This is a genomic window from Halorussus salilacus (assembly GCF_024138125.1).
Classification (GTDB): Archaea; Halobacteriota; Halobacteria; order Halobacteriales; family Haladaptataceae; genus Halorussus; species Halorussus salilacus.
This window is the reverse complement of the sequence record NZ_CP099993.1, coordinates 1389571-1415283: the sequence shown is the minus strand read 5'-3', so window position 1 is coordinate 1415283 and position 25713 is coordinate 1389571. Positions and strand designations below refer to the sequence as shown.

Annotated in this window: 22 protein-coding genes and 1 other RNA gene; 9 read left to right on the top strand and 14 right to left on the bottom strand. The window is 66.7% G+C overall.

Annotated elements, in window-relative coordinates; genetic code table 11:
- The first annotated feature begins 208 nt into the window (after positions 1 to 208).
- The 4 genes from NGM10_RS18230 to NGM10_RS07255 all read left to right on the top strand — a co-directional run bounded on the left by NGM10_RS18230 (position 209) and on the right by NGM10_RS07255 (position 2424).
- Entirely contained in the window at positions 209 to 640 is a 432-nt protein-coding gene (locus NGM10_RS18230; protein ID WP_303656593.1) for a histone family protein, read from the top strand.
- Positions 637 to 1647: a histone deacetylase family protein gene (locus NGM10_RS07265; RefSeq protein ID WP_253483464.1), complete on the top strand. Its 1011-nt coding sequence runs from the start codon at positions 637 to 639 to the stop codon at positions 1645 to 1647. Before NGM10_RS18230 ends, NGM10_RS07265 begins: the two co-directional genes overlap by 4 nt.
- Positions 1648 to 1708: 61 nt before the next feature.
- A complete protein-coding gene (locus NGM10_RS07260) occupies positions 1709 to 2197 on the top strand; it encodes a hypothetical protein (RefSeq protein ID WP_253483462.1) in 489 nt (162 codons plus the stop codon).
- 41 nt (positions 2198 to 2238) lie between these two features.
- On the top strand, positions 2239 to 2424 hold the full coding sequence (locus NGM10_RS07255; RefSeq protein ID WP_253483460.1) for a hypothetical protein: 186 nt from the start codon (positions 2239 to 2241) through the stop codon (positions 2422 to 2424).
- A gap of 49 nt (positions 2425 to 2473) precedes the next feature.
- Here the strand turns inward: NGM10_RS07255 and NGM10_RS07250 are convergent, their stop codons facing one another.
- Both NGM10_RS07250 and rnpB read right to left on the bottom strand, forming a co-directional pair.
- The gene (locus tag NGM10_RS07250) at positions 2474 to 5011 is read right to left on the bottom strand and encodes a heavy metal translocating P-type ATPase (protein ID WP_253483458.1); all 2538 of its coding nucleotides are present in this window, start codon (positions 5009 to 5011) and stop codon (positions 2474 to 2476) included.
- A gap of 376 nt (positions 5012 to 5387) precedes the next feature.
- Positions 5388 to 5815, bottom strand: an RNA gene (rnpB, locus tag NGM10_RS07245) — RNase P RNA component.
- Between the two features lie 196 nt (positions 5816 to 6011).
- Between rnpB and NGM10_RS07240 the strand changes: the two genes are divergently transcribed.
- Positions 6012 to 6614, top strand: a complete 603-nt coding sequence (locus NGM10_RS07240; protein WP_253483457.1) for a TIGR00296 family protein — start codon at positions 6012 to 6014, stop codon at positions 6612 to 6614.
- A gap of 54 nt (positions 6615 to 6668) precedes the next feature.
- On the opposite strand, the gene NGM10_RS07235 is transcribed toward NGM10_RS07240, so the two are convergent.
- Positions 6669 to 7820, bottom strand: a complete 1152-nt coding sequence (locus NGM10_RS07235) for a nicotinate phosphoribosyltransferase (protein WP_253483455.1) — start codon at positions 7818 to 7820, stop codon at positions 6669 to 6671.
- A gap of 170 nt (positions 7821 to 7990) precedes the next feature.
- Positions 7991 to 9511, bottom strand: a complete 1521-nt coding sequence (locus tag NGM10_RS07230; RefSeq protein WP_253483452.1) for an Hvo_1808 family surface protein — start codon at positions 9509 to 9511, stop codon at positions 7991 to 7993.
- 243 nt (positions 9512 to 9754) lie between these two features.
- On the opposite strand from NGM10_RS07230, the gene NGM10_RS07225 reads away from it, so the two are divergent.
- Positions 9755 to 10327, top strand: coding sequence for a cysteine hydrolase family protein (locus tag NGM10_RS07225; RefSeq protein WP_253483450.1), 573 nt, complete (start codon positions 9755 to 9757; stop codon positions 10325 to 10327).
- Between the two features lie 108 nt (positions 10328 to 10435).
- Positions 10436 to 11605: an outer membrane protein assembly factor BamB family protein gene (locus tag NGM10_RS07220; protein ID WP_253483447.1), complete on the top strand. Its 1170-nt coding sequence runs from the start codon at positions 10436 to 10438 to the stop codon at positions 11603 to 11605.
- On the opposite strand, the gene NGM10_RS07215 is transcribed toward NGM10_RS07220, so the two are convergent.
- The 4 genes from NGM10_RS07215 to NGM10_RS07200 form a co-directional block, all read right to left on the bottom strand.
- A complete protein-coding gene (locus NGM10_RS07215) occupies positions 11586 to 12845 on the bottom strand; it encodes an outer membrane protein assembly factor BamB family protein (protein WP_253483444.1) in 1260 nt (419 codons plus the stop codon). The two genes, NGM10_RS07220 and NGM10_RS07215, sit on opposite strands and share 20 nt — an antisense overlap.
- Positions 12842 to 13387 carry a PH domain-containing protein gene (locus tag NGM10_RS07210; RefSeq protein WP_253483441.1) on the bottom strand — a complete coding sequence of 182 codons (546 nt, stop codon included), beginning with the start codon at positions 13385 to 13387 and terminating at the stop codon, positions 12842 to 12844. The genes NGM10_RS07215 and NGM10_RS07210 overlap by 4 nt, the downstream gene beginning before the upstream one ends.
- A gap of 19 nt (positions 13388 to 13406) precedes the next feature.
- Positions 13407 to 14204 carry a hypothetical protein gene (locus tag NGM10_RS07205; protein ID WP_253483438.1) on the bottom strand — a complete coding sequence of 266 codons (798 nt, stop codon included), beginning with the start codon at positions 14202 to 14204 and terminating at the stop codon, positions 13407 to 13409.
- Between the two features lie 70 nt (positions 14205 to 14274).
- Positions 14275 to 15219, bottom strand: coding sequence for a DUF8155 domain-containing protein (locus NGM10_RS07200; protein WP_253483435.1), 945 nt, complete (start codon positions 15217 to 15219; stop codon positions 14275 to 14277).
- 54 nt (positions 15220 to 15273) lie between these two features.
- On the opposite strand from NGM10_RS07200, the gene NGM10_RS07195 reads away from it, so the two are divergent.
- The gene (locus NGM10_RS07195) at positions 15274 to 15957 is read left to right on the top strand and encodes a lipoate--protein ligase family protein (RefSeq protein WP_253483432.1); all 684 of its coding nucleotides are present in this window, start codon (positions 15274 to 15276) and stop codon (positions 15955 to 15957) included.
- 358 nt (positions 15958 to 16315) lie between these two features.
- Positions 16316 to 17593 (top strand): dihydroorotase, encoded by a 1278-nt coding sequence (locus tag NGM10_RS07190; protein WP_253483429.1) that lies wholly within the window; start codon positions 16316 to 16318, stop codon positions 17591 to 17593.
- Between the two features lie 300 nt (positions 17594 to 17893).
- Here NGM10_RS07190 and NGM10_RS07185 read toward each other — a convergent pair whose 3' ends face one another.
- The 6 genes from NGM10_RS07185 to NGM10_RS07160 form a co-directional block, all read right to left on the bottom strand.
- Positions 17894 to 18769 (bottom strand): DUF8172 family protein, encoded by an 876-nt coding sequence (locus NGM10_RS07185; RefSeq protein ID WP_253483426.1) that lies wholly within the window; start codon positions 18767 to 18769, stop codon positions 17894 to 17896.
- Positions 18770 to 18892: 123 nt separating this feature from the next.
- Entirely contained in the window at positions 18893 to 19237 is a 345-nt protein-coding gene (locus NGM10_RS07180; RefSeq protein WP_253483423.1) for a DUF7268 family protein, read from the bottom strand.
- 3 nt (positions 19238 to 19240) lie between these two features.
- Positions 19241 to 20206 carry an ABC transporter permease gene (locus NGM10_RS07175; protein WP_253483420.1) on the bottom strand — a complete coding sequence of 322 codons (966 nt, stop codon included), beginning with the start codon at positions 20204 to 20206 and terminating at the stop codon, positions 19241 to 19243.
- Complete coding sequence (locus NGM10_RS07170; RefSeq protein WP_253483417.1) at positions 20203 to 21216, bottom strand: ABC transporter permease; 1014 nt, start codon at positions 21214 to 21216, stop codon at positions 20203 to 20205. The genes NGM10_RS07175 and NGM10_RS07170 overlap by 4 nt, the downstream gene beginning before the upstream one ends.
- Before the next feature lie 68 nt (positions 21217 to 21284).
- Positions 21285 to 23021: an ABC transporter substrate-binding protein gene (locus NGM10_RS07165; RefSeq protein ID WP_253483414.1), complete on the bottom strand. Its 1737-nt coding sequence runs from the start codon at positions 23019 to 23021 to the stop codon at positions 21285 to 21287.
- Positions 23022 to 23132: 111 nt separating this feature from the next.
- The gene (locus NGM10_RS07160; RefSeq protein WP_253483411.1) at positions 23133 to 25628 is read right to left on the bottom strand and encodes an ABC transporter ATP-binding protein; all 2496 of its coding nucleotides are present in this window, start codon (positions 25626 to 25628) and stop codon (positions 23133 to 23135) included.
- Positions 25629 to 25713 lie beyond the last annotated feature (85 nt).

Below are 25713 nucleotides of genomic sequence, written 5' to 3'. Positions count from 1 at the left end.
CGGAACGGCTCCTCGTCGCGGTGGTTGTCGGGGTTCTGCTCGTCGGCCTCTCCCTTTTCGCTCGCCCTCGTGGGGTCTCGCTCGTGTTCTCCCATCTCGCGGGATAGTCGTGCGAGACGTTTCGGCCTGCTGGCGGATCGAAAACGCCGCAGGCGGCCGCAAAACCGCTACGGAAAGAACTAAGGGAGCGAGATTCCCGGATTTGGGTATGAGCGTCGAGCTGCCGTTTGCACCTGTCGATACCATCATCCGACGGAACGCGGGGGACCTCCGGGTCAGCGCCGACGCCGCCGAGGAGTTGGCCCGGCGCATCCAGCGCCACGGAGCCGAACTCGCGGTCGACGCCGCCGAGCAGGCGAGCGCCGACGGGCGCAAGACCCTGATGAGCGGCGACTTCGGCGTCGAGCAGGTCGTCGACAAGACCGACCTCGAACTCCCGGTCGCGCCGGTCGACCGCATCGCGCGCCTCGACATCGCCGACGACTACCGCGTGGCGATGGACGCCCGCATCGCGCTGGCCGACATCCTCGAAGACTACGCCGACAACGTCGCCCGCGCTGCGGCCATCCTCGCGCGCCACGCCGACCGGCGAACCGTTAAGGCCGAGGACATCGAGACGTACTTCAAACTGTTCGAATGAAGTTCGGCTACAGCGAGGAGTGTCTCGCCCACGACACCGGCGGGCGCCACCCCGAGAACCCCGACCGCCTGCGGGCCATCCGAGAGGGACTCGCGCGCAAGCACGGCGTCGAGTACGTCGAGGCCGACCCAGCGGTCCCCGACGCGGTCGAGGCGGTCCACGACGCCGACTACGTCGCGGAGTTCCGGGAGTTCTGCGAGTCGGGCGGCGGCAACTGGGACCCCGACACCGTCGCGGTCGAGGCGACGTGGGACGCCGCCCTGCGCTCGGCGGGGCTCGCCGAGTGGGCGGCCGAGACCGCGCTCGACGGTGCCGACGGCCGCGAGACGCCCTTCTCGCTCGGGCGGCCGCCGGGTCACCACGCGGTCTTCGACGACGCGATGGGCTTTTGCTTCTTCAACAACGTCGCGGTCGCGGCCCGTAGCGCCATCGCCGAGCGCGAGGTCTCGCGGGTCGCGGTCTTCGACTGGGACGTCCACCACGGCAACGGCACGCAGGACATCTTCTACGACGCCGACGACGTGTTCTACGCCTCGACCCACGAGCAGGGCCTGTATCCGGGCACCGGTGACATCGAGGAGACCGGCGAGGGCCCGGGCGAGGGAACGACCCTCAACGTCCCGCTCCCGGCGGGCGCGGGCGACCCCGAGTATCGGGACGCCTTCGACGACCTCGTCGCGCCAGCGACTCGCGAGTTCGACCCGGACCTACTGCTCGTGAGCGCGGGGTTCGACGCCCACCGCCACGACCCCATCTCCCGGATGCGGGTCTCGACCGACGGTTACGGGATGTTGACCGCGCGCGTGCGGGACCTCGCCGACGACATCGACGCCGCGCTCGGGTTCGTCCTCGAAGGCGGCTACGGGCTGGACACGCTGGCCGAGAGCGTCGCGGAGGTCCACGAGACCTTCGACGGCAAGCGCCCGGTGACCCCCGACGGGGACGCCGACGAGGGCGTGGTGGAGTTGATCGAGGAGGTCCGGGCGACGCATCCGGTGTTCGAGTAGCTCGGACGGCCAGCCGGGACTCCAATATACTTTTTATTGGCCTGTGTGACGAAATAGTCGAATGGTGGATATCGCCTTCGACGACCCGCGAGTCTTCCCTTCTACGGCGGGGACGGCTGACGAACTCCTCTACTGTTACTACGGAGTCGACGATTGGGACCGTCCAACCGCGTTCACGGTTCGGCTTCAACGAGTAGCGTATCAGAGAGACGATGGCACGCTCGTACTCGAAGACGTAGCCCGATTCGACCACAACGGGCACAGCGCTTTCGAGTGGAATCCGGCGGCTGGAGACGGATTTCACATCGACGTGTACCCGAACGGCGAGAAGGAGAAAGTTTGGCTCGCAACACCACCCGCGGGCGTCGATTACGAAGCGTTGACCGAACGATATCCGCCGTCGGAACGCATTCACGCGACGATGGAGTACTGCCGAGACGTCTTCGAGGACGGGGCGAGGCGAGCGTATCTCCTCGAAGTTCACCGGGGCGGTGTCGCGGAATTCGACCCGCGAGAAATCGGGCTACGCCCACCATCGTCGATAGTATAGCTGACCGAAAGTTTCTTTGGAGAGATCGCCCAATTATGGGTATGAGCCGCCACGTCGTGGACCCGCCGGAGAACGTCCATCTCAGCCGAGACGAGGTTCTCGAATCCGTGGCAAGGCGTCGGGGGATTACTGTAGAGGAACTGAAGCGGCGTCGCGAGGTTGCCGGTCTCGATTCCGCTCCCGAGAAGAGCGATGACGCCTCCGAGGAAGCGACTATCGAAGGCTAACCGACCGATTCTCCGTATTACTGCTGACGAAGTATGAGCGAGGCGAGGGCTACTCCTCGGGCTTCACTCCCGCCAGCCGCATCGCGTTGCTCGTCACCGCGAGGCTCATCCCCATGTCGCCGACCACGATGGCGGCCGCGACCGACACCAGTCCGAGCGGCGCGCCCGCGGCCAGCACCGCCTTGACCGCGAGGCTCGACCAGATGTTCTGGCGGATGACGCTGTTGGCCTTCCGGGAGAGCCGGTAGAGATACGGCACCTTCAGGAGGTCGTCGCCCAGCAGCGCGATGTCGGCGGTCTCGATGGCGGCGTCGGTCCCGGCCGCGCCCATCGCCACGCCCACGGTCGCGGCCGCCATCGCGGGGGCGTCGTTGACCCCGTCACCGACCATCGCGACCGACTCGTGTTCGTCGGTGAGCCGCTCGACCGCCTCGACCTTCTGCTCGGGCAGGAGTTCCGCGCGGAACGAATCGACGCCGACCTCCTCGGCGACCGCGCGGGCGGTGCCCTCGTTGTCGCCGGTGAGCATGACGCAGGTCAGGCCGCGGGCCTGCAGGCGCTCGACCGCGGTCGCGGCCTCCTCGCGGACCTCGTCGGCGACCGCGAGGACGCCCTCCAGTTCCTCGTCGGTCCCCACGAGGACCACGGTCTTGCCCTCGCGCTGGAACCGGGGCACCACGTCGGCGAGCAGGTCCAGACAGTCCTCGCGGTCGGCGCACTTGCTCTCGGCGACCTCGGTCACCTCTCCCCCGTCGGTCGAGAGGTGGACGTGTTCGAGGTCGAAGCCCAGTTCCTCGAACAGCGCGGGCTTGCCCGCGTAGTGGGTCACGCCGTCGATGTCGGCTCGGACGCCCTTGCCCGTGAGGCTCTCGAAGTTCTCGACGGGTCGGTCCTCGCCGCCCTCGTGGGGGTCGGCCACCTCGTGGGCGTGCTCGACGATGGCCTTCGCGATGGGGTGTTCGCTCCGGCGTTCGAGGTCGTGGGCACACCGCAGGAGGTCGCGCTCGGCGGTGCCGCCGAGCGCGACCACGTCGGTCACCGCGAGGTTGCCCTCGGTGAGCGTGCCGGTCTTGTCGAACGCGACCGCCTCGACCGACCCCATCGATTCGAGGTAGGGGCCGCCCTTCACGAGGACGCCGTTTCGCGCCGCGCTGGTCACGCCCGACACCACCGACACCGGCGTCGAGATGACGAACGCGCAGGGACACGCCACGACGAGCAGGGTCAGTCCCCGGACGAACCACACGCGGAAGGGTTCGCCGAACAGCAGGGGCGGTCCGAACGCGGTCAGGACCGCGCCCGCGACGATGATGGGCGTGTAGTAGGCCGCGAACCGCTCGATGAACTGCTCGCGGTCGGTCCGGTCGCGCTGGGCGTCGCCCACGAGTTCGACAACCTGCGAGAGGGTGGTCTCGTCGGACTCGGCGGTCGCCTCGACTTCGAGGTAGCCCTCCTCGTTGACCGTCCCGGCGTACACCTCCGAGCCGGGCGTCTTGTCGACGGGAACGCTCTCGCCGGTGATGGGGGCCTGATTCACCGCGCTCTCGCCCTCGCGGACCTCGCCGTCGACCGGTATCTTCTCGCCGGGCCGGACGATTACGGTCTCGCCGACCGCGACCTCCTCGACCGGGACGGTCTCCTCGCGCGCTCGCGGGTCACGCTGTTCCCCGCTCGCTGTCGAGGCGCGTTGCGCCTCGCTCTCCCTTCGGACCGTCGCGGTGTCGGGCGAGAGGTCCATCAGTTCCCGGACCGAGTCGCGCGCGCGGTCCATCGAGAACCGCTCTAACAGTTCGGCGACGCTGTACAGCACCGCGAGGGTGGCCGCCTCGACGTAGAGACCGACCGCGATGGCGCTCACGACGCCCGTGCCCATCAGCAGGTCGATGTCGAGGCTCAGGTTCCGCGCGGAGTAGTAGCCGCTCCGGACGATGGGCTGTCCGGCGACCCCGGCCGCCGCCAGCAGGAGGACGGCCGAGACGTGGAACTCCCGGCCGAGCGCCTCGAACAGCGTCGCGTTCGCGCCCGCGAACGCGAACTCCATGGCCATCCCCGCGAGCATGAGGGCGGCCCCGGCCCACGTCTTCAGGCCGCGGGGGCTCGTCCAGACCGAACTCGGGTCGGCGACGTCGGGACCGCCGCCGTCGCCCGACGCATCGGCCACCTCGTAGCCCGCGCCCTCGACCGCCGCCGAGAGGGTCTCGGGGTCGGCCCCGCCGGTCGCGACCACCTCGCCGGTCGCGGGGTGGGTCTCGAACGACTCGACGCCGGGCACGCCGTCGAGGGCGTTCTCGACCTTCCCGGCGCACGAGGGGCAGTCCATCTCGGGGACCGAGAGCCGGACGGTCCCGCCGGTCTCGGCGTCGTCTTCGACCGCGTACCCCGCCGCGGTCACGCGCTCGCGCACCGCCGCGGGGTCGGTCTCCTCGGCGTCGTAGGTCACGACGAGCGTGCCCGTCGTCGGCGCGGCGTCGGTCTCCTCGACGCCGTCGAGGCGCTCGACGCTCGCGGTGACCTTCTTCGCGCAGGAGGGACAGTCCATCTCGGGGACCGAGAGCCTGACCCTCTCCGCGCGCTCGTCAGTCGTCATCGGTTCGAACTAGTCGCCCGCGGGTTATTAACTCTACTACCAATCCGGCGGCGTGAGATGGCGATCATTCATAACTAGGTCCGGGAAAGTTATCAATACTCGCTTCGCCCGAGTTCGTTCCGTTTCAATGTCACATTTCCGATACCGAGACACCGTTCACGAGCGTTCATTGCGTTGCGTATCGGTCGAAACGGAAAACGGTCGCTAACGTTGTGTCCGACTTATTGGGAGCCCCGGCCAAGCGGAAGACGAGATGAGCACCATCGAACCGGGAATGGAAACTGACACGCTGAAGATCGGGGCCGCTATCACTGTCCTCACCGTCGAGTTGCTGGCGGCGCTGGCGCTCCTCGTCGCCGTACTGTAGCGCGAAAACGGCTGAGGGGAGTAAGCCCCCTTCTGTTCGTCCGAGTATTCGGCTGAGCGTCCGCGCCAACGTCCGGGCTACCAGAGCGATGCTCGCGCATCGCACGGCGCGGACTTGCACCGGCGAGGATTCGCCGTTCCATCCATTCTCCACCGTCTGCGTGCTGGCGTCGCCAGCACGCCTCGGGTCGGCGGTTACACCGCCTCGCGTTGCGTTCCGACGTCGTCGGAACGTTGCCCTCGGTGGGTCGACTCCCCCTCGTTACCTCGGGGTTCGCGCACCTCATCGGTCGGGTGGAGGGGTCTCGTTTCTGTTCCAGAGCCAGCGGTCTCCCGCTCCGGGCTTGCGCCCGGTCGCCCGCCCGGACGGTGGGGGGACTTTCCTCACGCGCCCGCAGGCGACGCCTGCGGGCTCGCGGGAACTCGGCTCCCTCTGCCGTGTCTCCCTAGGGCCTGACCCCGTTTAAGGGGTTCGGTGCGCGGAACGCGGCGGTCGCCGAGAAGCGCGCGTAGCCCCGGTCTAACGCCTCGTTACCGCCTGCTAACGCTTCCCATGTGAAACGTAGTGGGACATTACCGTGTTTAGTATTGAAGGGAAGGCTTGAAGATGCTTCCCCTCCTACGGGTTTCCTGTATGGCACAGGCCCAGGCAGTCACTCTCTCCTACGAGGATGGCACGCGCGCCGTCGAACTCGCACGCGAGTCCGTCGAATCCTACGTTATCAACGGCCAGCGGGAACAGCCCGGAAGCATGCGCGAGGCGTTCTACGCACGGACCGGCGTCTTCGTCCGACTCGCGTCCACGCGCGGGCGCGGCCGACTCCGAGGCTGCGACGGAGCGTACGAGGGGACCGACCAACTCGGACACCTCATCGTCGACTCGGCCATCAGCGCCGCCAGCGACGACTCCTGTGGCTCGGAGGTCGAGGCGGCCGAACTCCCGAACCTCGAGATTTCGGTGTGCGTCGTTCGAGACACGAACCTCAGCGACGACCCCGTCGAGGACATCGAACTCGGCACCCACGGCGTCGCCGTCGAGGGGCGGGGCGAGCAGGCGTGGATGTACCCGACGCTCCCCTGCGAGAACGACTGGAACGTCTTCGAGTACCTCGACCGCACCTGTCGGAAGGCCGGACTCCCCCGGGGCGCGTGGGAGGACGACGACGTGACGGTCACGCTGTTCGACGGACAGGTGTTCCGCGAGCGCGAACCCGAAGGCACGGTCGAAGAGATTTAGGCCGCCGTTACTGCGCTAATTCCTCCGAATTCGACGCCTCCGAGCAGACGGCTCTCAGCTCTCTTCCCGGAAGCCGACGGCGTCGGCGTCCTCGCGCGCGCGCTCGGCCGCCTCGTCGACGTCGAACTCCCGGACGACCTCGCCGTCGCGGACGAGTGGCTTCAGTAGTCGCTCGCCATCCTCGGGGTCGGCCCTGTCGGCCAGCCCGATGTGGTGGCCGCCGTCGGGCGTCCGGAACACCTCCTTCACGCCCGAGAGCTTCCCGCGTTTCGAGACGGCCTGGCCGTCTACCTCCACGATGTCGAGCGCGAAGTCCAGGGGGTCGGCGTTGCTGACGTAGCCGCCGACGCCGAACCCGTCGGCCACGTCCCGGAGTTCACGCAACTCGGTCGGACCGAGCCCGCCGCTGGCGAATATCTCCACGTCGTCGTAGCCCCGGGCGTCGAGTTCCCACCGGACCTCCCGGACGATGTGTCTGAAGTCGCCTCGCCGGGAGCCGGTCGTGTCGATTCGCACCCCGTCGAGGGCGTCGCCGAGCGCCTCGGCCGCCCGGAGGCTCTCGTCGGCCTCGTCGGTGAAGGTGTCACAGATGGCGATCCGCGGGACCTCCGGACCGACCGCCTCGTCGAAGGCCTCCCACGCGGCCTCCTGGTCGCCGAAGGCCATGACTAGCGCGTGGGGCATCGTGCCGCTTGCCTCCTTGCCGAGTATCTCGCCCGCCGCGACATGCGAGAAGCCGTCGAGGCCGCCGACCAGCGCCGAGCGCTCGACCATCCCCGCGATGGCCGGGTGGACGTGGCGCGCGCCGAAGCTCAGAATGCTCGACTCGGGCGCGGCCCGCCGGGCTTCGAGCGCCCGGGTGGCGACGCCGCTGGCGTGCGAGAGAAAGCCCAGAAGCGAGGTCTCGTACCGGGCGAACTCCAGATACGGCCCCTCGATTCGCATCACGGGGCCGCCGTCGAACAGCCGACCCTCCTCGATGGCGTCGACGTCGACGTCGAGCCCGTCGAGCAGGCGGGCGGCGTCCTTCACGCCCGCCAGCACGTCGAACTCGCCGGTCGGGAACTGGTCGCGGGTCACCTCGACCACGACGCGGGGGTTGCGGTCGGCGGCTTCCAGCGTCTCCTCGGTCCGGAGGAAGTACGCGTCGGTGGCGGTCCCGTCGCGGATCGCCTCCTCCGACACGATGTCGAACCGGTCGCTCATCGCCACCGCCTCCTGAGGACGTTCATGTGCGGCGATACCTCGGCCGGAGCGAAAAAGGTCCCGTTTCCGGCGGTCGGCTCCCGAGGAGGTCGCGAACGCGACCTCCTCGGATACTCCAAGCGCTCACTCCTCGAATACTCGAAGGCTTACTCTTCGGATACTCGAAACGACTACTCCTCGGCCGGGGCGTCCTCCCAGACTCCCGGGAGGTCCTCGACCGTCGGCGCGTTCACGACCACGACGGTGTCGCCGTCCTGATGGACGTAGAACGCGTCGCCGAACGCCTCGCCCTCGATGCGCCAGGTGTTCTCGCGGCCGTCGACCTCGGTCGCGTCGTTGTAGTCGAGGACCTCCCGGTAGCCCTCGACGAACTCCTCGGCGTCGGCCTCGGAGTCCCAGACCGACTTCCAGACGTAGCCCGTCTCGTTCTGCTCGGTGGTGTCGCTGGTGTAGACGACCAGCTTGTCGCCGTCCCAGCCCTCGGAGTAGTCGCTCTCGTAGTTCAGCGGGTCGAAGCTCCGGAGTTCGCCCGTCGACTCGTTGATGTTGAAGAACTCCTGTGCGGGGACGATCTGGGTCTGACCCTCGCTGTCGTAGTAGGGGTACATGAACATCGAGAAGATGCCCGCTTCCCCGACGCTCGCGTAGTTCGGCCGCCCGTCGAAGGTCATCCGCTCCCACCCGTCGCCCGAGCGGTCGGGGACCGAGAACTCCGCGGGGTCGTCCTCGCCGTACTTGTCGGGGTGGATGACCTGCTCGGTCGATTCGGGCGGGTCCTCGTAGAGGGCGTTGACGGCCTCCCAGCCGCCCTCCTCGTAGACCTCCTCGACGAACGCCGGACCGTCGCTGTACGGCTGGAACTTCAGCAGGTACGGACCCATGTTGGCGAGTCCGTCGCCCTGTCCGGGCTGGGACTGGGGGGTCAGGCAGTCGCCGCCCCACTCCTGCGTGCAACGCCGTTCGTAGAGGTAGTCGACGTAGTTGCCGTCGCCCTCGATGACGCCGTCCTTGGCGTTGTGAAGTTCGCGGGTGGACTGATTGAACGACGTGAGGTCGTACTTCTGGTCCTGAAGGGCGTGGAACAGCTCCTGAGAGAGGGTGATCTCGTTCAGCTGCGGAGTGGTGGCGTTCTCGGAGACCACGACGATCTTCTCCTCGCTCGGGCTGTAGAAGCCCCCGATGGCCGACCCTGAGTTGCTGTTCTGGACCGCGATGGAGTCTGTGTCCTCACCGATCATGAACAGCGACTCGAACTTCGTGTTGTCGAAGACCCGCCTGTCGGGAGACATCGAGCGGTTGCCCTGCTCGGCCCGGAACTCCTCGCGGGTCTGAATCTCGACCGGCACGCGCTCGTCGAACTCCAGCCCGCGGACCCGCTCGACCCGAGCCATCGACCGCGCGACGACCTTGTCGAGTTCGGACTCGTTCAGACCGTCCTCGGGAGTGACGTTGATGGTCTCGTTGTACCAGTAGCCGTCCTCCCACCCGAGCGCGTCCTGTTCGGGGTCGGCGGGCTTGATTATCTCGCGCTCGTCGGTGCCCGAATCGCCGTCCCCGTCGCTACCGTCGTCGGTCTCCTGTTCGTCGGTCGCTGGCTGAGTCGTTTCGGTCGTCGTACTCGAACCGGGGGCCTGCGCGCACCCCGCGAGGACGAGCATCAGAACGACCGCAATTGTGAGACTCGTACGCATTCCTATACGCTTACGTAGGACTACTACATGAAAAACCTCTTGAAAGAAACCCGAGCGCTTTCGACTCGCCCCTCGGCCCCGCACTCGCGCGGGGCCGAGGGACCGACTTCCCGAGGGTCGAGTCCACCGAGACCGGAGGCCCACTCGTCCGAGACCGCCGAGGCCTGCTGGCCCAAACTGCCGACCCCCGCGTCCGAACCGTCCGGGAAAGCGTTTTCTCGCCGCGCGCCCCTATCGTCGCGTATGCACTTCGAACCCGACTCGACCGCGGTCGTAGTCGTGGACATGCAGAACGGCTTCTGTCACCCCGACGGTAGCCTGTACGCCCCGGCCAGCGAGGACGCGCTGGCCGACGTGACCGACGCGGTCTCGCGCGCCCGCGAGGCGGGCGCGCGAGTCGTCTACACCCGGGACGTTCACCCGCCCGAGCAGTTCGAGGGCAACCACTACTACGACGAGTTCGCACGGTGGGGCGAACACGTCCTCGAAGGCTCGTGGGACGCGAAACTCCACGACGACCTCGACGTCCGCGAGGAGGACCACGTCGTCGAGAAGCACACGTACGACGCCTTCTACCGGACCGACCTCGAAGGGCATCTGGACGCCCACGGGATAGACGACCTCCTCATTTGCGGGACGCTGGCGAACGTCTGCGTCCTCCACACCGCGGGTAGCGCCGGACTCCGGGACTACCGGCCGGTGCTACTCGAAGACGCCGTCGGCTACATCGAGGCCGACCACAGGGAGTACGCGGTCGAACACGCCGACTGGCTGTTCGGCGAGGTGACGACGACGGACGAGGTCCGGTTCGAATAGCGCTGGCGAACTCGCCTCGCTCTCCGTCCGCTTCGGTCGGTCTCCGTCCGGCGCGTTCGTTTCGGGAACCAGTAGATATACTTATAGAGGGTTTGAATCCCGAATCAGATGCGCCGAAGACGACTGCTCGCCGTGACCGGCCTATCGGCACTCGGCGGCTGTCTCCGCCTGACCGAAACCGGCGACGAAACCGGGACCGAAACCGCCGACGGAACCGGGACAGAGAACGTCGACGACTCGGAGACGACCGGACCAACCGACGACGACTCGGGCGAAACGACGACGAGCGACTCGCCGGAGGTCGTCTCTGCCGAGTCGACGTGGCTGTGGTCGGACCGACCGTCGACTACCGCGATGGGCGAGGACGTGCTGTACGTCGGGACGGGGTCCGGCGTGACCGCGCTCGACCCCGAGTCCGGCGACGAGCGATGGACCGCGACCACCGACTCGGCGGTCAGGGCAATCGCGCCGACCGACGACGGCGTGGTCGCTGTCGGCGCGGCGGCCGACGACGAGGAGACCGGCGTCGTCTCGACGGTCGACGGCGACGGAGCGGTCCGCGAGCGCACCGAGGTCGACCGTTCGCTCCGGTCGGTGGCTGTCGGCGACGAAGCAGTCCTCGCGGGCGTCTACGGGACTTCGTCCGACCGCGAGGGACCGATCCTGTTCGCGCTCGACCGCGAGAGCCTCGAAGGGCGGTGGGACGCGAGCCAGTTCTCCGAGGACAGCGTCGACGGCATCACCATCGTCGACGGAACCGCGTTCGTCGGCTACGCAAACCACTTCGCGACCTACTCCCTCGACGACGGTTCGGAGGGCATCTCGACGGACTGGGGGATTAGCGGGCGTCCGCTCGTCGAAGACGGCATCGCGTATCTCACGGCCCACGAGGGGCTCCGTGCGCTCGACGTCGCCAGCGGAATAGAGGAGTGGAACTTCGAGAACGGCGACCTCCACACCGCGCCGACGCTGGCCGACGGGACGCTGTACGTCGGCGGCTGGGACGGCCTCTACGCGGTCGAGCCGGACGGGTCGAACGGTCGGAAGCTGGTCGACACCGGCGAGGACGCCTACGTCACGACTCCGCCGGAGTTCCACGCGGGCTACGTCTGGATTCTCACGGTCGAGAACCGACTCCTCGCGGTCGAACCGACCCACGAGGAGGTGCTGTTCGAGACGGAACTCGACGGTGAGGGCAAGTGGCTCGCCGGTTCCGGCGATGTCCTCTACGTCGAACACGACCGGGGCGTCGAGGCGTTCACGGTCGAGACACAGTGAACGCCAACACCCGGTCGTCGAGGAACGTGAGCAATCGGTCGCCAGCGGCGACCGTCCGCTCGGTCCGGGCGGGCAGTTGCTCGCGGTACACCGTCTCGCCGGTCTCGACGTCGAGACCGTGGAGGACATCGGTGTCCTGCGTGGCGACCCACACCACGTCCCCGACGACTGCTGGCGAGTACCGAACCGGTTCGGGGAGTTCGACCGACCACAGACCGTCACCGCCGACCTCGACGGCGTGGACGTTCGGGCCGACCGTGAGGTAGACGACGTCGCCGTCGAACACGGGTCCCGAGACGTGCGAGACGACGTTCGTCTCCCGCTCGACCTCGTAGGACCACTCGCTCTCGCCGGTCTCGGGGTCGAGGCGGACGAGCCCGCGGTCGGTGTCGACGAAGAACAGCGACCCGTCTCGGAACACGGGGTCGGTGTCGGGTGCGAGTTGCCAGTTCTCCTGCCACGCCCACTCGCCGGTCTCGGGGTCGAGCGCTCCGAACTGGTAGTCGAACCCGCCGAGGTAGGCGGTGCCGTCCGCGAGGACGCCGCCGGTGTAGTAGCCGTCCTCGACGCTCGACGACCACGAGACGTCGTACCCGTCCCGCGAGAGGCCGTAGAGGCGGTCCTCGCCTTCGTCGTGGTAGGTGGTCCCGAAGACCACGGTGTCGGCGGTGGTCAGCGGCGGGCCGACCGTCGGCGACTGGTCGGCGTCGAAGACGGACTCTGCGGACCCCGATTCGGCGTCGACGGCGTACAGCGCGCCGTCACTTTCGGTTCTCTGTCCCACGCCAGCGTAGAGGGTCTGGCCAGCCAGCGAGAGCGACCGCGTCGCGTACGGTGCCGAGACCGTCCAGCGCTCGGAGCCATCGCCGACGTTCAGCGCGAGCAGTCCCAGATCGCTCGTCTGGTCGCGGTCGGCGACGTACAGCACGTCGCCGTCGATGACGTACTCGCCGGGTTCGAAGTGCTGGCTCCACTGGCCGTCCAACTCGACGTCCCACTCCGGGGTCGTCTCGGTCCTCTCGGTCGTCTCGGTCGTCGAGTCGGGCTGCTCGGTGTCGGTCGGCGCGCCCTCGTCGGTCGTGGTGTCGTCGTCCGACTGGGTCTCCCGAGTGGTCGTTCCCTCCCCGGTCGCCGTCAGCCGGAGACACCCCGAGGAAGCGACGAGCGAGCCGACCGTCGCGAGGACGTTGCGACGAGGGACGACGCGAGAACCGTCTCGGGACACCGAGTCGTCGCTCATTGCTCGACTAAGGTACTGACGTCGTCGTACAACGAGTGCGGGCTCGTGACGTTCTCCAGTTCGATGGCACCCAGCCCCTGATTCAGCGAGATGGTCCCGTAGCCGAGCAACTTCTGGACCCTGCTCTGGCGTAGTTCGTGGCTCCGGACCTTCGAGACGGGGACCGTGCGTCGCCACGTCCGGAAGAACAGTTCGTACTGGCGCGAGATGGTGTCCTCGTCGACGACGTACTTGGTCTGGCGGAGCACGTACACCCGGGTCATGAACCGGAGGACGCCCAGTAGCGTCAGCAGTCCTACGGCCTGAATCACGACGTTCGCCACGTCCGGACCGCCGACAAGATCGGTGTTGGTCCAGATGGCGGCGATGACTCCGCCCCCGAGTACCGCCACGACGCCGAGCCATATCAGCGTCGGCCGAATGGTCGGGTGCGTCCGTATCGGTGTCGAGACCGGCTTCTGCTCCGACTCCGGCGTCGTCGCGTCGCTCTCTGCGTCGGTCGGTGCGTCTTCGTCCGGCGTGTCGGGTGTTTGGGCACTCATAGTGTCGAAGTGGAAGGCGTCACGGTGCGGGAACGGTCGAGACGGTGTACGTGAGTATCGACGCTGCGATGTAGACGACCGGTGAGAGGGCCACCGCGATGACCACGAGCAGTCCGTCGATCCGGCTCGCCCCGTGGTTGATTCGCGCGCCGAGGTACAGCGAGTAGAGGTAGTACGCGACCAGAACGGCGAGAACCGCCAGGACCGACTGCCCGTGTGGGGTGAGCTGACCGAATTCGAGGGCACCGGGTCGCCCGCCGGGGAGTCCGAGGTCCGCACCGAACCAGTCGATGACCGCGTAGATGAACGTCTTCTGGAGATCGATGACGAGGGTTCGGGCCGCAGTCACGCCCGGTGTGGTCGAGAGATACCAGACCACGGTGAAGATTCCGGCGAGGTACGCGCTCGTGCTGTAGATAACCGCGTACGCCGACCGGAGGACACCGCTCGACTGGAACGTCAACACCATCGAAACGTGAACGCTCACCAACGTCAGCGCCGTCGCGGCCAACAGGAACAGCGAGTTCTGGGCGAACGCGTACAGGAGCTCCCACGTCTCGGGCGTACCGAGCCCGGCCAGCGCGCCCTCGAACCACGGTGGCATCGCGGGGACGTTCTGTCGGCCGAAGCCCGCGACGGTGAGTGGCCCGGCGTACGCCGCGAGATTGACGACGTAGACGACCACCAGTTGTCGGAACTGCCGGAGCTGATTCAACACGGAGCCCTGTCGCTCGCGGACGGTGCGTGCCTCGACGAGCGACGCCGGTCGGAACACCGCGTCGTACAGTCCGGAGACCACGTTAACCGTCCGTGACATGCTACGGTTAGCAACCGTCGGGAACACAATATAAAATTTTTCAAAGAGGTCCCGGACACGCCGGGGGAGTCTACCCCTCGAAACGCACCTCGACTTCCTCGCCCACCTCGAACCCCGCGTCGGGACACACCAGTTTCACGCCGAATCCCGCCCGGCGCGAGCAGAACAGCGAGACGCCAGTTATCGGCGTCCCGTTCGCCAGCACGGTCACGTCGTCCCACGCGACCGTCCGTCCCTCGGCGGTCCCGACGCGCTGGCCCGCGAGCGAGACCGCGGCGACCGCCGCGGTCTCGCTCGCGTCGCTCGCTCCGGAACCGAAACCACCAGCACCGAGAACGCCGCCGCCCTCGTAGTGGGCCAGTCCCCCGTCGAGCACACCGTCGGACTCGGTCGCCTCGCCCGACGAGCCTCGGCTCGCTTCGCTCGCCGAGACACCCCCCTCGTCGCACGCGACGCCCGCGAACCGCTCGCCCGGCGCGGGGTGGTCGGGCGAGTCGAGGACGACGTAGGTGTCGGCCCGCTCGACCACCGTCCCGCGGCCGTCCCACGCGACCGGAATCGGTTCGACCCCGACCTCGACCGGGAGCGACCCCGACGCCCGGAAGGGATTCGCGTCCCGTTCGCGGAACCCCAGATGAATGTGGTTGTCGACCCACGGCGCGAAGAAGCCCGACCGGACCATCTCGCCGAGCGAGTCGCCGACCGCCACCTCGTCGCCGGGTTCGACGCCCGGGTCGACGTGGAGCATCCGGGCGAGGTGCTCGCCCGTGTCGACCACGACGAGGTGGTCGTGGTCGACGGCGTAGGGCTTCGGCGGCGCGGAGACGGTCCGGGTGGCGATAACCTCGCCAGCGACCGGACTCGGCGCGGCGGTGGCGCGCTCGGTCGAATTCCGGTCGGCCTCGGACTGGGGATACAGGTCGATTGCGCACCCCTCGTCGTGGGCGACGTAGGGCGAGTTGTACAGCGAGAAGCGGGGGTACAGGTCGAGTACCCCCTCGGCGACGACGACCATCGCCTTCCCCTCGAACCCCGGAGGGTTTAGGTACTCCGGATGCAAGGCCCGAGCATGCGCGTCCTCCGCGGGCGGGCGGCCACGCCCGACGCCGACCGCGACACCACCGCCGCGATGCTCGAACAGACCGCCGCGACCGGCGAGTCGGCGGTCCGGGCGTGGCGACCCCACCGCCAGCTCGCGTTCGGGCGGCGGGATTCGAGCGCCCAGAACTACGACGTCGCTCGGCGAGTCGCCCGCGCCAGCGATTTCGACCCGGTCGAGCGGTCGGTCGGGGGGCGAGCGGTCGCGTACACCGGCAACACCGTCGCGTTCGCGCGGGCGGTCCCCCTTGAGGACATGCGGGTCGGGATGGACGCCCGCTACGACGAGACGACCCGGGCGGTCCAGCGCGCCCTCTGGAAGCTCGGGGTGCCCGCACGCCGGGGCGAACCCGAGGCGAGCTTCTGTGCTGGCGATTACTCGCTTCAGCACGAGGGGAAGGTCGTCGGCATCGCCCAGCGCGTCCGGAAGAACGCCGCCCTCGTCTCGGGCGTGGTCGTGGTCTGCGACCACCAGGAGATAGCGAGCGTCCTCGACCCGGTGTACGCCGCGCTCGACGTGCCCTTCGACCCCGGTTCGGTCGGGAGCGTCGCGCGCGGCGGCGGGTCCGACGACCCCGAGGAGGTCGCCCGGACCGTCGAGCGACTGCTCGTTGGCGACCGCGAGACCGACATCGTCGCAGTCGGCGAGCACTGACGGCTCCGACGCCTGAGGCGACCGACGTTTCGGCCGGTGAACCAATCCATGGGGTGGGACTTCCGAAAGACTGCGCTCTGCTTGTCTTTCGACTTCCCGTTCGCTTCGCTCACGGGAATGAAAGGGGCCGCCCGCTCGCGTTCATTTAGTCGTCTCTGCGGGCCACTATTTCGAGGCGCGAGCGAAGCGAGCGCCGACGAAATATCCCGCAGAGCGACCGCGAGCGGGCGGGGGCTTTCTGGCGGTTCTCGACTCCGGCAGTCCTAATTCGTGTTGAGAAACCGGAAACCTCACGACGAACGCCGAGTCGTAGAACCGAGAGGCTTAGGACGCCCACCCCCGAACCCACCGACGAGAGATGCTCACCATCCGGAACGCCACGCTCGCCGACGGCCGCCAGCGGGACGTACGAATCGACACGTCAGCGGGCCGCATCGCCGCCGTCGGCTCGACGCTCACCGAGTCGGGCCGGGACATCGACGCCTCCGGAAAACTGCTCCTGCCGGGCGCGATAGACGCCCACGTCCACTTCCGCCAGCCGGGGTTCGACCACAAGGAGACGTGGGAGACCGGGAGCAGGTCTGCGGCGGCGGGCGGCGTGACCACGGTCGTCGACATGCCCAACACCGACCCGCCGACCGTCGACGGCGAGAGCTTCGACGAGAAGGCCGCCCTCGCCGAGGCGTCGTACGTCGACTACGGAATCAACGGCGGGGTCACGCCCGAGTGGGACCCCGACGAGCTGTTCGACCGGCCCGTGCTGGCGCTCGGGGAGGTGTTCCTCGCCGACTCGACCGGCGAGATGGGAATCGAGGAGGACCTCTTCGGGGAGGCGGTCGAGCGCGCGACCGACGAGTACCGGGTCGTCACGGTCCACGCCGAGGACGCCGACCTGTTCTCGGAGGCCGCCAGAGCGCGCGCGGACGACGACTACGACGCGTGGAGCGCCTACCGGACCGCCGAGGCCGAGGCCGCGGCGGTCGAGCGCGCGGTCGAGGTCGGCGCGGCGGCCGACGCCGACATCCACGTCGCCCACACCAGCACGCCCGAGGGGGTCGACGCCGCGAAGGCGGGCGGCGCGACCTGCGAGGTCACGCCCCATCACCTGTTGCTCTCGCGGGAGGACTACGACGAACTGGGCACCTTCGGCCGGATGAACCCGCCCCTCAGGAGCGAGGAGCGCCGCGCGGCCCTCTTCGAGCGCGTCGCCGACGGCACCGTCGACATCGTGGCGACCGACCACGCGCCCCACACCCGCGAGGAGAAAGCGGCGGGCATCTGGGACGCCCCGAGCGGCGTCCCCGGCGTCGAGACCATGCTCGCGCTCCTGCTCGAAGAAGCCCGGAAGGGGACCCTGAGCTACGAGCGCGTCCGGGACCTGACCGCGGCCAACCCCGCAGACATCTTCGGACTCACGCGAAAGGGGGCCGTCGAGGAGGGCCTGATGGCCGACCTCGTGCTGGTCGACCCCGATTCCTCGCGGGAGATTCGCGGTGCGGACCTCCACTCGAAGTGCGACTGGACGCCGTTCGAGGGAATGCGCGGGGTGTTCCCCGAACTCACGATGGTCCGCGGGAACGTGGTCTACGATTCCGGCGAGTTCGGCGACCCCGTGGGCGAGAACGTCCGAGGATAATCGGTCCCGATAGTGTCGAAATCCGGGATATAGTTAACACGAGTATTACAGAAGTATCGCATCCGAGGAAAAAGAGTTTATACCTATGGCGAACTAGATATGAATACAGCCAATATCGATACCAGTATCAGTATCGATATCAAAACCAATACCAGTACCAGCACTAGTACCGGTATTAATACAACCACTACGATGAATCTCGGTGAAACTGTCGATATGGCCTTGGCGACGTACGGGATGTCCCGGAGTGAAGAAGCAGAGGAAACCGGGCGAACAGTCGCCACGTTGCAGGATTAATAGTCAGTCGAGACTACGGATTTCCTCCGCAAATTCCGGCTTGGTTACTCCCGCGCGCTCTTTGAGTTCCGGTTTACCGGCTCGTTCGACCGCCTCTTCGACGAATTCTATCCAGAGTCGTTCGTGCTTTTCTGTGTATCTCTTTTTTGCTCTACTCGGCGGCATGTCCAGTTCGTAGGCTGAAAGGGGGATACGGACATCGTGTTTTCGGACTAACGTCGTACCTCCGAGTTCACGAACGTATTTGAACTTCACGTTCTTCCGTCTGATCGTCAACAGACGTTTGGATTCGTTGATATAGCTGTTCACCCACTCACGCCAGTCGTAGACCTCAGGTTCGATTTCGACAGCTGTTTTCGGCATCGAGAAGTCGGAATCGACACGACGAAGATAGAACTGTATCATAGCGACAGCAGTCCGGTGGTTGGCGTTCGGCAACGCATGCTTCAATATAAGATTCGAAGCTAATCGGCCTGCAACTTCAGTCGCCGTTTCATCCCAATCTGTCCGATCGAGGGCATCTGGAAGCTCGTCGATGCCGATGTCCTTGTAGGCCTCGACCGGTACACCTTCTTCATTTTCATTTTCCTCGATAAGAGATTCGTAGATTTCGAGGAGTCGGGAGACAATCGTCCCGTTATCCTGACCCATCGACTCGATGCTCTCCCTCAAATCTAGTTCGAGATCCTTCACTGCACCGCCACCAACACGGGTCGTATATACAACGTAGAAATGCTGGTCCAGGTCGTATTCTAACACTTTGACGGCAACGTCACCGTCATAATTAACGATTCGCTCGACGATCTTTCCCGGATTTGGGTTAACGAAATCCAAGGAGAACTGCTTATCGTCGGGGTAGTGGTAGTATACGTTCGCCATCTGTTAGTACTTACATCTTATCCCCTCGCTTATATCATTTATATCTCGAGTATAGCCGAACGTTAACGAGTCAGAGACCGCTACGGATCGGCTCGAAGTCTTACTGTCCGGGTAGTGCCCCGACTACACCACGGTTCCCACGACCGCCGTCGCCAGACTCGACCCGACCATCCCGCCGAACCCGACGCTCCCCAGAATTGCCATCGCCTGCCGGGAGTCGGCCTCCGTCCAGTTAGTCCCGGCGTCCATGTACTCCTGCATGTTCTCGACGGCCTCGCCAGCGAACACCGACCCCGACCACCCCAGCAGGGCGAAGCCGAACACTAACGCGCCGAGCGCGAACACCGTCGCGCTGGCGCTCCGGAGCGTCTCGCCCGCGAGGACTGCGACGGGAACGCCGACCGCGCCGAGGGCGAGGCCCAGCAGGACCGCGCGCCCGAGGAGTCGGGCGCGCTCGCGGAGGTCCATCGGTCAGTCGACCGTCTCGCGCATCCGCGGGTCGAGCGCGTCGCGCATCCCGTCGCCGAGCAGATTGAACCCGAGGACGGTGATGGCGAGGAACAGGCCGGGGAAGAACGACCACCACCAGTCGCCGGTGAGCAGACCGTCGCTCACGCCGTTCGAGAGCATCAGGCCCCACGAGGGGGTCCCGGCCTGCGCGCCGAACCCGAGGAACGAGAGCGCGGCGATGTCGATGATGGCGAGACCGAAGTTGAGCGTCGACTGGACCGTGATGGGCGCGAGGCAGTTGGGCAGGATGTGGCGAACCAGCACGCGCGGGTCCTTCGCGCCGAGCGCCTCGGTGGCCTCGATGTACTCGTCTTCGAGCACCTTGAGCGCCGCGCCGCGAACGACGCGGGCGAACCGCGGGGTGTAGACCAGCGTGAGCGCGATGACGACCTTCCAGAGGCCGGTGCCGAAGATGGCGACCAGCGCGAGCGCGAGCAGGAGGCTCGGGAACGCGAGCAACACGTCCATCGTCCGCATGATGACGTTGTCGGTGATGTCGTCGTAGTACGCGGCCATGATGCCCAGTCCGACGCCGAGAACCGTCGAGGCCGCGACCGTGATGGTGCCGTACTTCATCGCGAGCCACGCGCCGTACATCACCCGTGGGAAGAGGTCCCGAGACTGAACGTCGGTCCCCATCGGGTAGGCCCACGTCCCGTAGTCGGTGATTATCTGGGTCTCCTTCTGCCCCCACCAGCTCGGGGGCGCGAGGTTGGGATTCGTGCCCATCTGGCTGGTCGTGATCGCCGAGAGGTCGAGGAACAGCCGGGCGTAGAGTCCGATAGCGGTTATCCCGAAGATGAGGGCCAGCCCCATCAGGGCGAGTCGGTTCGACAGCAGTTCGGAGAGGAACGGGGAGGCGCGGAGTCTGGCGACGATGCCGCGGTCGCCCACGTCCTCGATTTCGGTTTCTGTTTGCGTGCTCATTGTTCGATCCTCGGGTCGAGGTACGAGTAGGTGATGTCGACGCCCAGATTCACCAGCGTGAACAGGAACGCGAACGTCAGGACGGTCCCCTGGACCACCGGGTAGTCACCGACCTGTATCGCCTGCACCAGTAGCGTGCCGATACCGCCGATGCCGAACACCGTCTCGGTCAGGACCGCCCCGCCGAGCAGGCTCCCGAACTGGATGCCGATGACGGTCACGACCGGGATGAGGGCGTTGCGGAAGCCGTGTTTCATCACGGTGATCCGCGCGCCCTGGCCCTTCGCGCGGGCGGTCCGCATGTAGTCCTGACGGATGACCTCCAGCATCGACGACCGCATCATCCGCGAGATGAGCGCCATCGAGTAGATGCCGATGACCAGCGACGGCAGGAGCATGTGCCTGACCGCCGACTGGAACGCCGCGAAGTTGCCGCTGATCAGTGTGTCGATGGTTATCATCCCCGTGACGAGGTCGACGCTGTACTCGGAGGCGATGCGACCGCTCGCCGGGAGCATCCCGAGCATCTGCGCGAACAGCAGGATGAGCAGGGGACCGCTCCAGTAGATGGGGATGCTGATACCGGTCAGCGCGCCGACCCGCGTGAGGTGGTCGCTCAGCGAGTCCTGCTTGATCGCCGCCAGCAGTCCGGTCGGGATGCCCATCAGGATGCCGAACAGCTGGCCGTACACCGCCATCTCCAGCGTGACCGGGAGCCGGGCACGGAGTATCTCGGTGATGGGCGTTCCCTGCTGGACTTGGTAGGACTCGCCGAAGTCGAACTGGGCGGCCTCCAGCAGGAACCGGCCGTACTGCACCCAGATGGGGTCGTTCAGCCCGAGTTCCGTCCGTATCTGGTTGACGAACTCCTGTGACGCCCGCTGGCCCGCGATGACTCGCGCGGGGTCGCCCGGCGAGAGGTGGAGGATGGCGAACACGAACGTCGCCACCCCGAACAGCACCGGGACGAGCAGCAGGAGTCGTTTGATAACGAACCGCTTGGAAATCATTCGCTCGGAGAATAACACGCAGGGATGAAAAAAGGCTCGTTACCGCGGTGGCGTCCTGTGGCCCGATATCACTCGTCAATCGAGACGAGGTTGAGGTACGGACCGCTGATGGGCGCGATGGTGAAGTTCTGGATTCGGTTGTTGACGCCGCGGAGCTCCTCGGTGTGGGTGATGAAGACCCACGGGGCCTCCTCGTGTGCGATCTGGGAGGCCTCGAGGTAGAGCTCCTCGCGGGTCCCCTCCTCGTACGTGGTCTTGCCCTCGTCGACGGCATCCATGAACTCCGTGTTGGCCCACCGGGCGTAGTTGCCGGTGTTGTAGTCGTCGCTCACGTCGGCGGCCGCCCAGTCCTGGTCGTCGGGCACCTCGTCGGTCGAGATGCTGGGGTGGAGCAACGGCGAGAAGAAGTTGTCCGGGTCGCCGTTGTCGCTGATCCAGCCGATGAAACACGCGTCGTGCTTGCCCTCGTCGATGTAGGTGAGATACGAGTCCCACGAGGACTGCTGGTCGATGGACATCTCGATGCCGATCTCGCTCAGGTTCGACTTAACCGTCTGGGCGGTCTGGACCGGCGAGGCGAAGTACGGGCGCGGGTTCGTCATCGTCGCGAGTTCGAACTCGAAGCCGTCGCCGTACCCGGCCTCTTCGAGCAGGCTCTGGGCCTTCTCGGTGTCGTACTCGTAGGGGTCGATGTCGTCGTCGCGTCCCAGCACGCCCGGCGGGAGGGGCTGGCTGGCCTGGGTCGCCTGACCGCGGTAGATGTTCTCGACGATGGCCTGGGTGTCGATGGCGTGGCTGATGGCCTGTCGGACCTGCTTGTCGCGGAACGCCTCGACGCGGGCCATGTTGAACGCCATGTACCCGATGTTCAGGCCGGGCACCTTCTCGAGGGAGGCGCTGTCGTCGCCGTCGATGACCTGCGCCGACTGCGCGCCGATGCCGTCGATGATGTCTGCGCCGCCCGACAACAGCGTCTGGGCGCGGGAGGTGTTCTCGCTGATGGCCGTGAACACGACCTCGTCGACGTTGGGCGTCTCGCCCCAGTAGTCGTCGTTCGCGCTCAGCCGGATCTGCTGGTCGCTGGTGTTCCAGTCCTCGAACGCGAACGGTCCGGTACCGACCGGGTTGTCGCTGAACTCGGTCTCGCTCTCGATCTCCGACTGGGGCAGGACCGCGAGCGCGAACACCGCGAGGTTGGCGAGGAACGGCGCGTACTCTTCGCCGAGTTCCATCGTGAGCGTGTAGTCGCCGTCCTTCTCGACGCTCTCGACGACGCCCAGCAGGTAGTCCCCGTAGATGGACTGGTTCTCGGTTCCGACGAAGTACTCGTAGTCCTCGTCGAGGAACCGGTCGTAGGTCGCGATGAAGTCGTCGGCGGTGAACTCGTCGCCGTTGTGGAAGGTAGCCCCCTCACGCAGCTGGAGGGTCGCGGTCGTCCCCTCGAGGCTGTAGTCCTCGGCGAGACCCGCCACGAGCGACGACTCGCCGGGCTCGAAGTGGATGAGCCGGTCGTAGACCTGATTCATGACCTTGGCGTCCTCGCCGGACGTGGTCGCCTGCGGGTCGAGCGACGACGAGTCCGAACCGCGAGCGTAGGTGAGCAGCGTTCCGTCGCCACCGTCCTCTTCCTGCTCTTCGGTGGTCCCCGCCTCGGTTTCGGTCTCCTCGGTGGTCTCCTCGGTCGCCTCGGTCGTCGTCGTGTCCTGTTCTTCGTCGCCGGTACACCCGGCGAGCGTGACCGCCGCGGTCGCACCGCCAGCAGCCTTCAAGAAACTACGCCGATTAAGCCTGTCACTTGGCGCCATAGACCATTATCCACCGACCTCCCATATAAGAGTGCCGAACTTACTGACTGGGATATAAATCGGTACTCGGATATTGAGTAGCGTTTCCGCGAGTCGCGCGGTCCGGACGCCTCAGCTCGGCTGGTCGTAGAGGTGACACGCCGCGGGATGAGCGTCGTCGCCCAACACGGGGTTGGTCGTCTCGCAGACGCTCTCGAAGCGCTCGCGAAGGAGCGACTCGGCGGCCTCCCAGTCGCCCTCGGCGAGGTGGTCGAACGACTCGGAGACGACCTCGCGGGGTTCGCCCGTGGGTTCGACCTCGAACAGGCGGTCCCAGAGGACGGCCTCGAACGCCTCCGTCGAGGCCTGAGGACGGCCTCCGTCGGCGGCCGTCGCGGTCTCGGCGTCGGCGGGTCCGCCCCCGGCGGCCTCCTCCCACGCCGAGTCGAGGTTGATGGCGCGGTCCTCGACGCGCTCGCGGTAGTCCATCACCGAGCGGAAGGCGTCCTGCTCTATGTCCACCCCCTCGGGCGGGATGATCTCGGGACACCGCGTCCGGAAGTGACACCCGGACGGCGGGTCGATGGGCGAGGGCACGTCGCCTTCGAGGATGATGCGGTCGTCGGTGTCGGCCCGCGGGTCTGGTTCGGGAATCGCCGACAGCAGCGCTCGCGTGTAGGGGTGCTTGGGGTCGGCGAACAGGTCGTCGGTGTCGGCGACCTCCACGATTTCGCCGAGGTACATCACCGCGATGCGGTCGGAGATGTGCCGGACGACCGAGAGGTCGTGGGCGATGAACAGGTAGGTCAGCCCGAACTCGTTCTGGAGGTCCTCTAGAAGGTTCAGTATCTGGGCCTGCACGCTCACGTCGAGGGCCGACACCGGCTCGTCGGCGACGATGAAGTCGGGGTCGACCGCCAGCGCGCGGGCGATGCCCACGCGCTGGCGCTGACCGCCCGATATCTCGTGGGGGTAGCGGTCGTACTGGCCGGGTTCGAGTCCCACGGCCTCCATCAGTTCGATGACCCTGTCCCTGCGCTGTTGCTTGCGCGAGGTGTCGCCCTCGGGGGGCTGTTCGGGCAGGTCGTGGATCTTCAGGGGCTCCATGATGGTTTGGCCGACCGTCATCCGCGGGTCGAGGCTCGACAGCGGGTCCTGGAAGATCATCTGCATGTCCTTGCGCTTGTCGCGCAGGTCCTCGCGGTCCAGTTCCGAGAGGTCGGTGCCCTGGAACACGATGGTTCCGTCGGTCGGCTCTTCGAGGTGGAGGAGGGTCCGGCCCGCGGTCGACTTGCCGCATCCCGACTCGCCGACCAGCCCGACCGTCTCGCCCTCGTAGATGTCGAAGCTCACGCCGTCGACCGCCTTGACGCTCTCTACCTCGTCGGCCAGAAGCTCGTCGAGCAGGCCGTCGGCCCGCGAGAAGTGCTTTTTCATCCCGTCGACCGACAGGAGCTTCTCGCCCGTCTCGTGGTCGCCGGTGTCGATGCCCTCGCGGTCTTCGCCGTATTCGCTCTCGTCGAAGTCCTCGAGGACGCACTTCGCGCGGTGGTCGGCGTCGTCGGGGCCGTGCTGAAGGTTCGGAATCTCGTTGCCCGTACACTCGGGCTGTTCCCACGGACACCGCGGCGCGAAGTGACACCCCTCGTGCATGTCGATGAGGTCGGGGACGCTCCCCTCGATGGGGGTCAGCCGCTCTTTGTCCTCGTCCGGGATGGACTCCAGCAGGGTGTAGGTGTAGGGATGGGACGGATTGTGGAATATCTCGTCGACCGGGCCGACCTCCACGATGTCGCCCGCGTACATCACGGCCACTCGGTCGCAGGTCTCGGCCACCACGCCCAGGTCGTGGGTGATCATCAGCACCGAGGTCCCGAGGTCATCCTGCAGGTCGTTGATGAGGTCGAGAATCTGGGCCTGAATGGTCACGTCGAGCGCGGTCGTCGGCTCGTCGGCGATGAGGAGCTTGGGGTGACACGCCAGCGCGATGGCGATGAGGACGCGCTGGCGCATCCCGCCCGAGAACTCGTGGGGGTACTCCTCGACCCGCGAGTCGGGTTCGGGGATGCCGACCTGTTCGAGCATGTCGACCGTGTCGGCGAGCACCGCCTCGTCGACCTCCTTGCCGCCGAGCTTCGGCGTTATCTCCCGGAGCGCGTTCCACCACGAGTCCTTCTTCCGGCCGCCGTACTGGTGGAGCCGGAGGCTCTCTGCGACCTGCTCGCCAACCGTCAGCGCGGGGTTGAGCGAGGTCATCGGGTCCTGGAAGATCATGCTCACCTCGCCGCCCCGAATCTCGCGCATCGCGTTCTCGGGGGCCGACAGGAGGTCGACGTACCCCTCGTCGGGGAAGACGAACTCCCCGACACCGCCGGGGTAGCGGTCGGCGAAGTCGGCGGTCACCTCCTCGTGGTAGAACTCCGCGCTCCCGCTCCGTATCTCGCCGGGGTCGTCGACGAGCTGGAGCAGCGACAGCGCGCTGACGCTCTTGCCCGACCCGGACTCGCCGACCAGTCCGACCGTCTCACCCTCCTCGATGGTGAGGTCGAAGTCGTCGACGGCCTCGACGACACCGCGCTCGGTGTTGAACTGCGTCCGCAAATCCGATATTGATAGCAAGTCACTCACAATTACGCGAATGTGGTCGGTCGGCGGGCAAATACCTTTCTACTGAAACTCGCACGCGCGCTCGCTCCCCGAGCGCCGCCGCCCG

Excerpts from the sequence above, each read along its gene's own strand:
- NGM10_RS18230 (WP_303656593.1), top strand. The coding sequence starts at position 209 with ATGAGCGTCGAGCTGCCGTTTGCACCTGTCGATACCATCATCCGACGG.
- NGM10_RS07265 (WP_253483464.1), top strand. The coding sequence starts at position 637 with ATGAAGTTCGGCTACAGCGAGGAGTGTCTCGCCCACGACACCGGCGGG.
- NGM10_RS07260 (WP_253483462.1), top strand. The coding sequence starts at position 1,709 with ATGGTGGATATCGCCTTCGACGACCCGCGAGTCTTCCCTTCTACGGCG.
- NGM10_RS07255 (WP_253483460.1), top strand. The coding sequence starts at position 2,239 with ATGAGCCGCCACGTCGTGGACCCGCCGGAGAACGTCCATCTCAGCCGA.
- NGM10_RS07250 (WP_253483458.1), bottom strand. The coding sequence starts at position 5,011 with ATGACGACTGACGAGCGCGCGGAGAGGGTCAGGCTCTCGGTCCCCGAG.
- NGM10_RS07240 (WP_253483457.1), top strand. The coding sequence starts at position 6,012 with ATGGCACAGGCCCAGGCAGTCACTCTCTCCTACGAGGATGGCACGCGC.
- NGM10_RS07235 (WP_253483455.1), bottom strand. The coding sequence starts at position 7,820 with ATGAGCGACCGGTTCGACATCGTGTCGGAGGAGGCGATCCGCGACGGG.
- NGM10_RS07230 (WP_253483452.1), bottom strand. The coding sequence starts at position 9,511 with ATGCGTACGAGTCTCACAATTGCGGTCGTTCTGATGCTCGTCCTCGCG.
- NGM10_RS07225 (WP_253483450.1), top strand. The coding sequence starts at position 9,755 with ATGCACTTCGAACCCGACTCGACCGCGGTCGTAGTCGTGGACATGCAG.
- NGM10_RS07220 (WP_253483447.1), top strand. The coding sequence starts at position 10,436 with ATGCGCCGAAGACGACTGCTCGCCGTGACCGGCCTATCGGCACTCGGC.
- NGM10_RS07215 (WP_253483444.1), bottom strand. The coding sequence starts at position 12,845 with ATGAGCGACGACTCGGTGTCCCGAGACGGTTCTCGCGTCGTCCCTCGT.
- NGM10_RS07210 (WP_253483441.1), bottom strand. The coding sequence starts at position 13,387 with ATGAGTGCCCAAACACCCGACACGCCGGACGAAGACGCACCGACCGAC.
- NGM10_RS07205 (WP_253483438.1), bottom strand. The coding sequence starts at position 14,204 with ATGTCACGGACGGTTAACGTGGTCTCCGGACTGTACGACGCGGTGTTC.
- NGM10_RS07200 (WP_253483435.1), bottom strand. The coding sequence starts at position 15,219 with ATGGTCGTCGTCGCCGAGGGGGTACTCGACCTGTACCCCCGCTTCTCG.
- NGM10_RS07195 (WP_253483432.1), top strand. The coding sequence starts at position 15,274 with ATGCGCGTCCTCCGCGGGCGGGCGGCCACGCCCGACGCCGACCGCGAC.
- NGM10_RS07190 (WP_253483429.1), top strand. The coding sequence starts at position 16,316 with ATGCTCACCATCCGGAACGCCACGCTCGCCGACGGCCGCCAGCGGGAC.
- NGM10_RS07185 (WP_253483426.1), bottom strand. The coding sequence starts at position 18,769 with ATGGCGAACGTATACTACCACTACCCCGACGATAAGCAGTTCTCCTTG.
- NGM10_RS07180 (WP_253483423.1), bottom strand. The coding sequence starts at position 19,237 with ATGGACCTCCGCGAGCGCGCCCGACTCCTCGGGCGCGCGGTCCTGCTG.
- NGM10_RS07175 (WP_253483420.1), bottom strand. The coding sequence starts at position 20,206 with ATGAGCACGCAAACAGAAACCGAAATCGAGGACGTGGGCGACCGCGGC.
- NGM10_RS07170 (WP_253483417.1), bottom strand. The coding sequence starts at position 21,216 with ATGATTTCCAAGCGGTTCGTTATCAAACGACTCCTGCTGCTCGTCCCG.
- NGM10_RS07165 (WP_253483414.1), bottom strand. The coding sequence starts at position 23,021 with ATGGCGCCAAGTGACAGGCTTAATCGGCGTAGTTTCTTGAAGGCTGCT.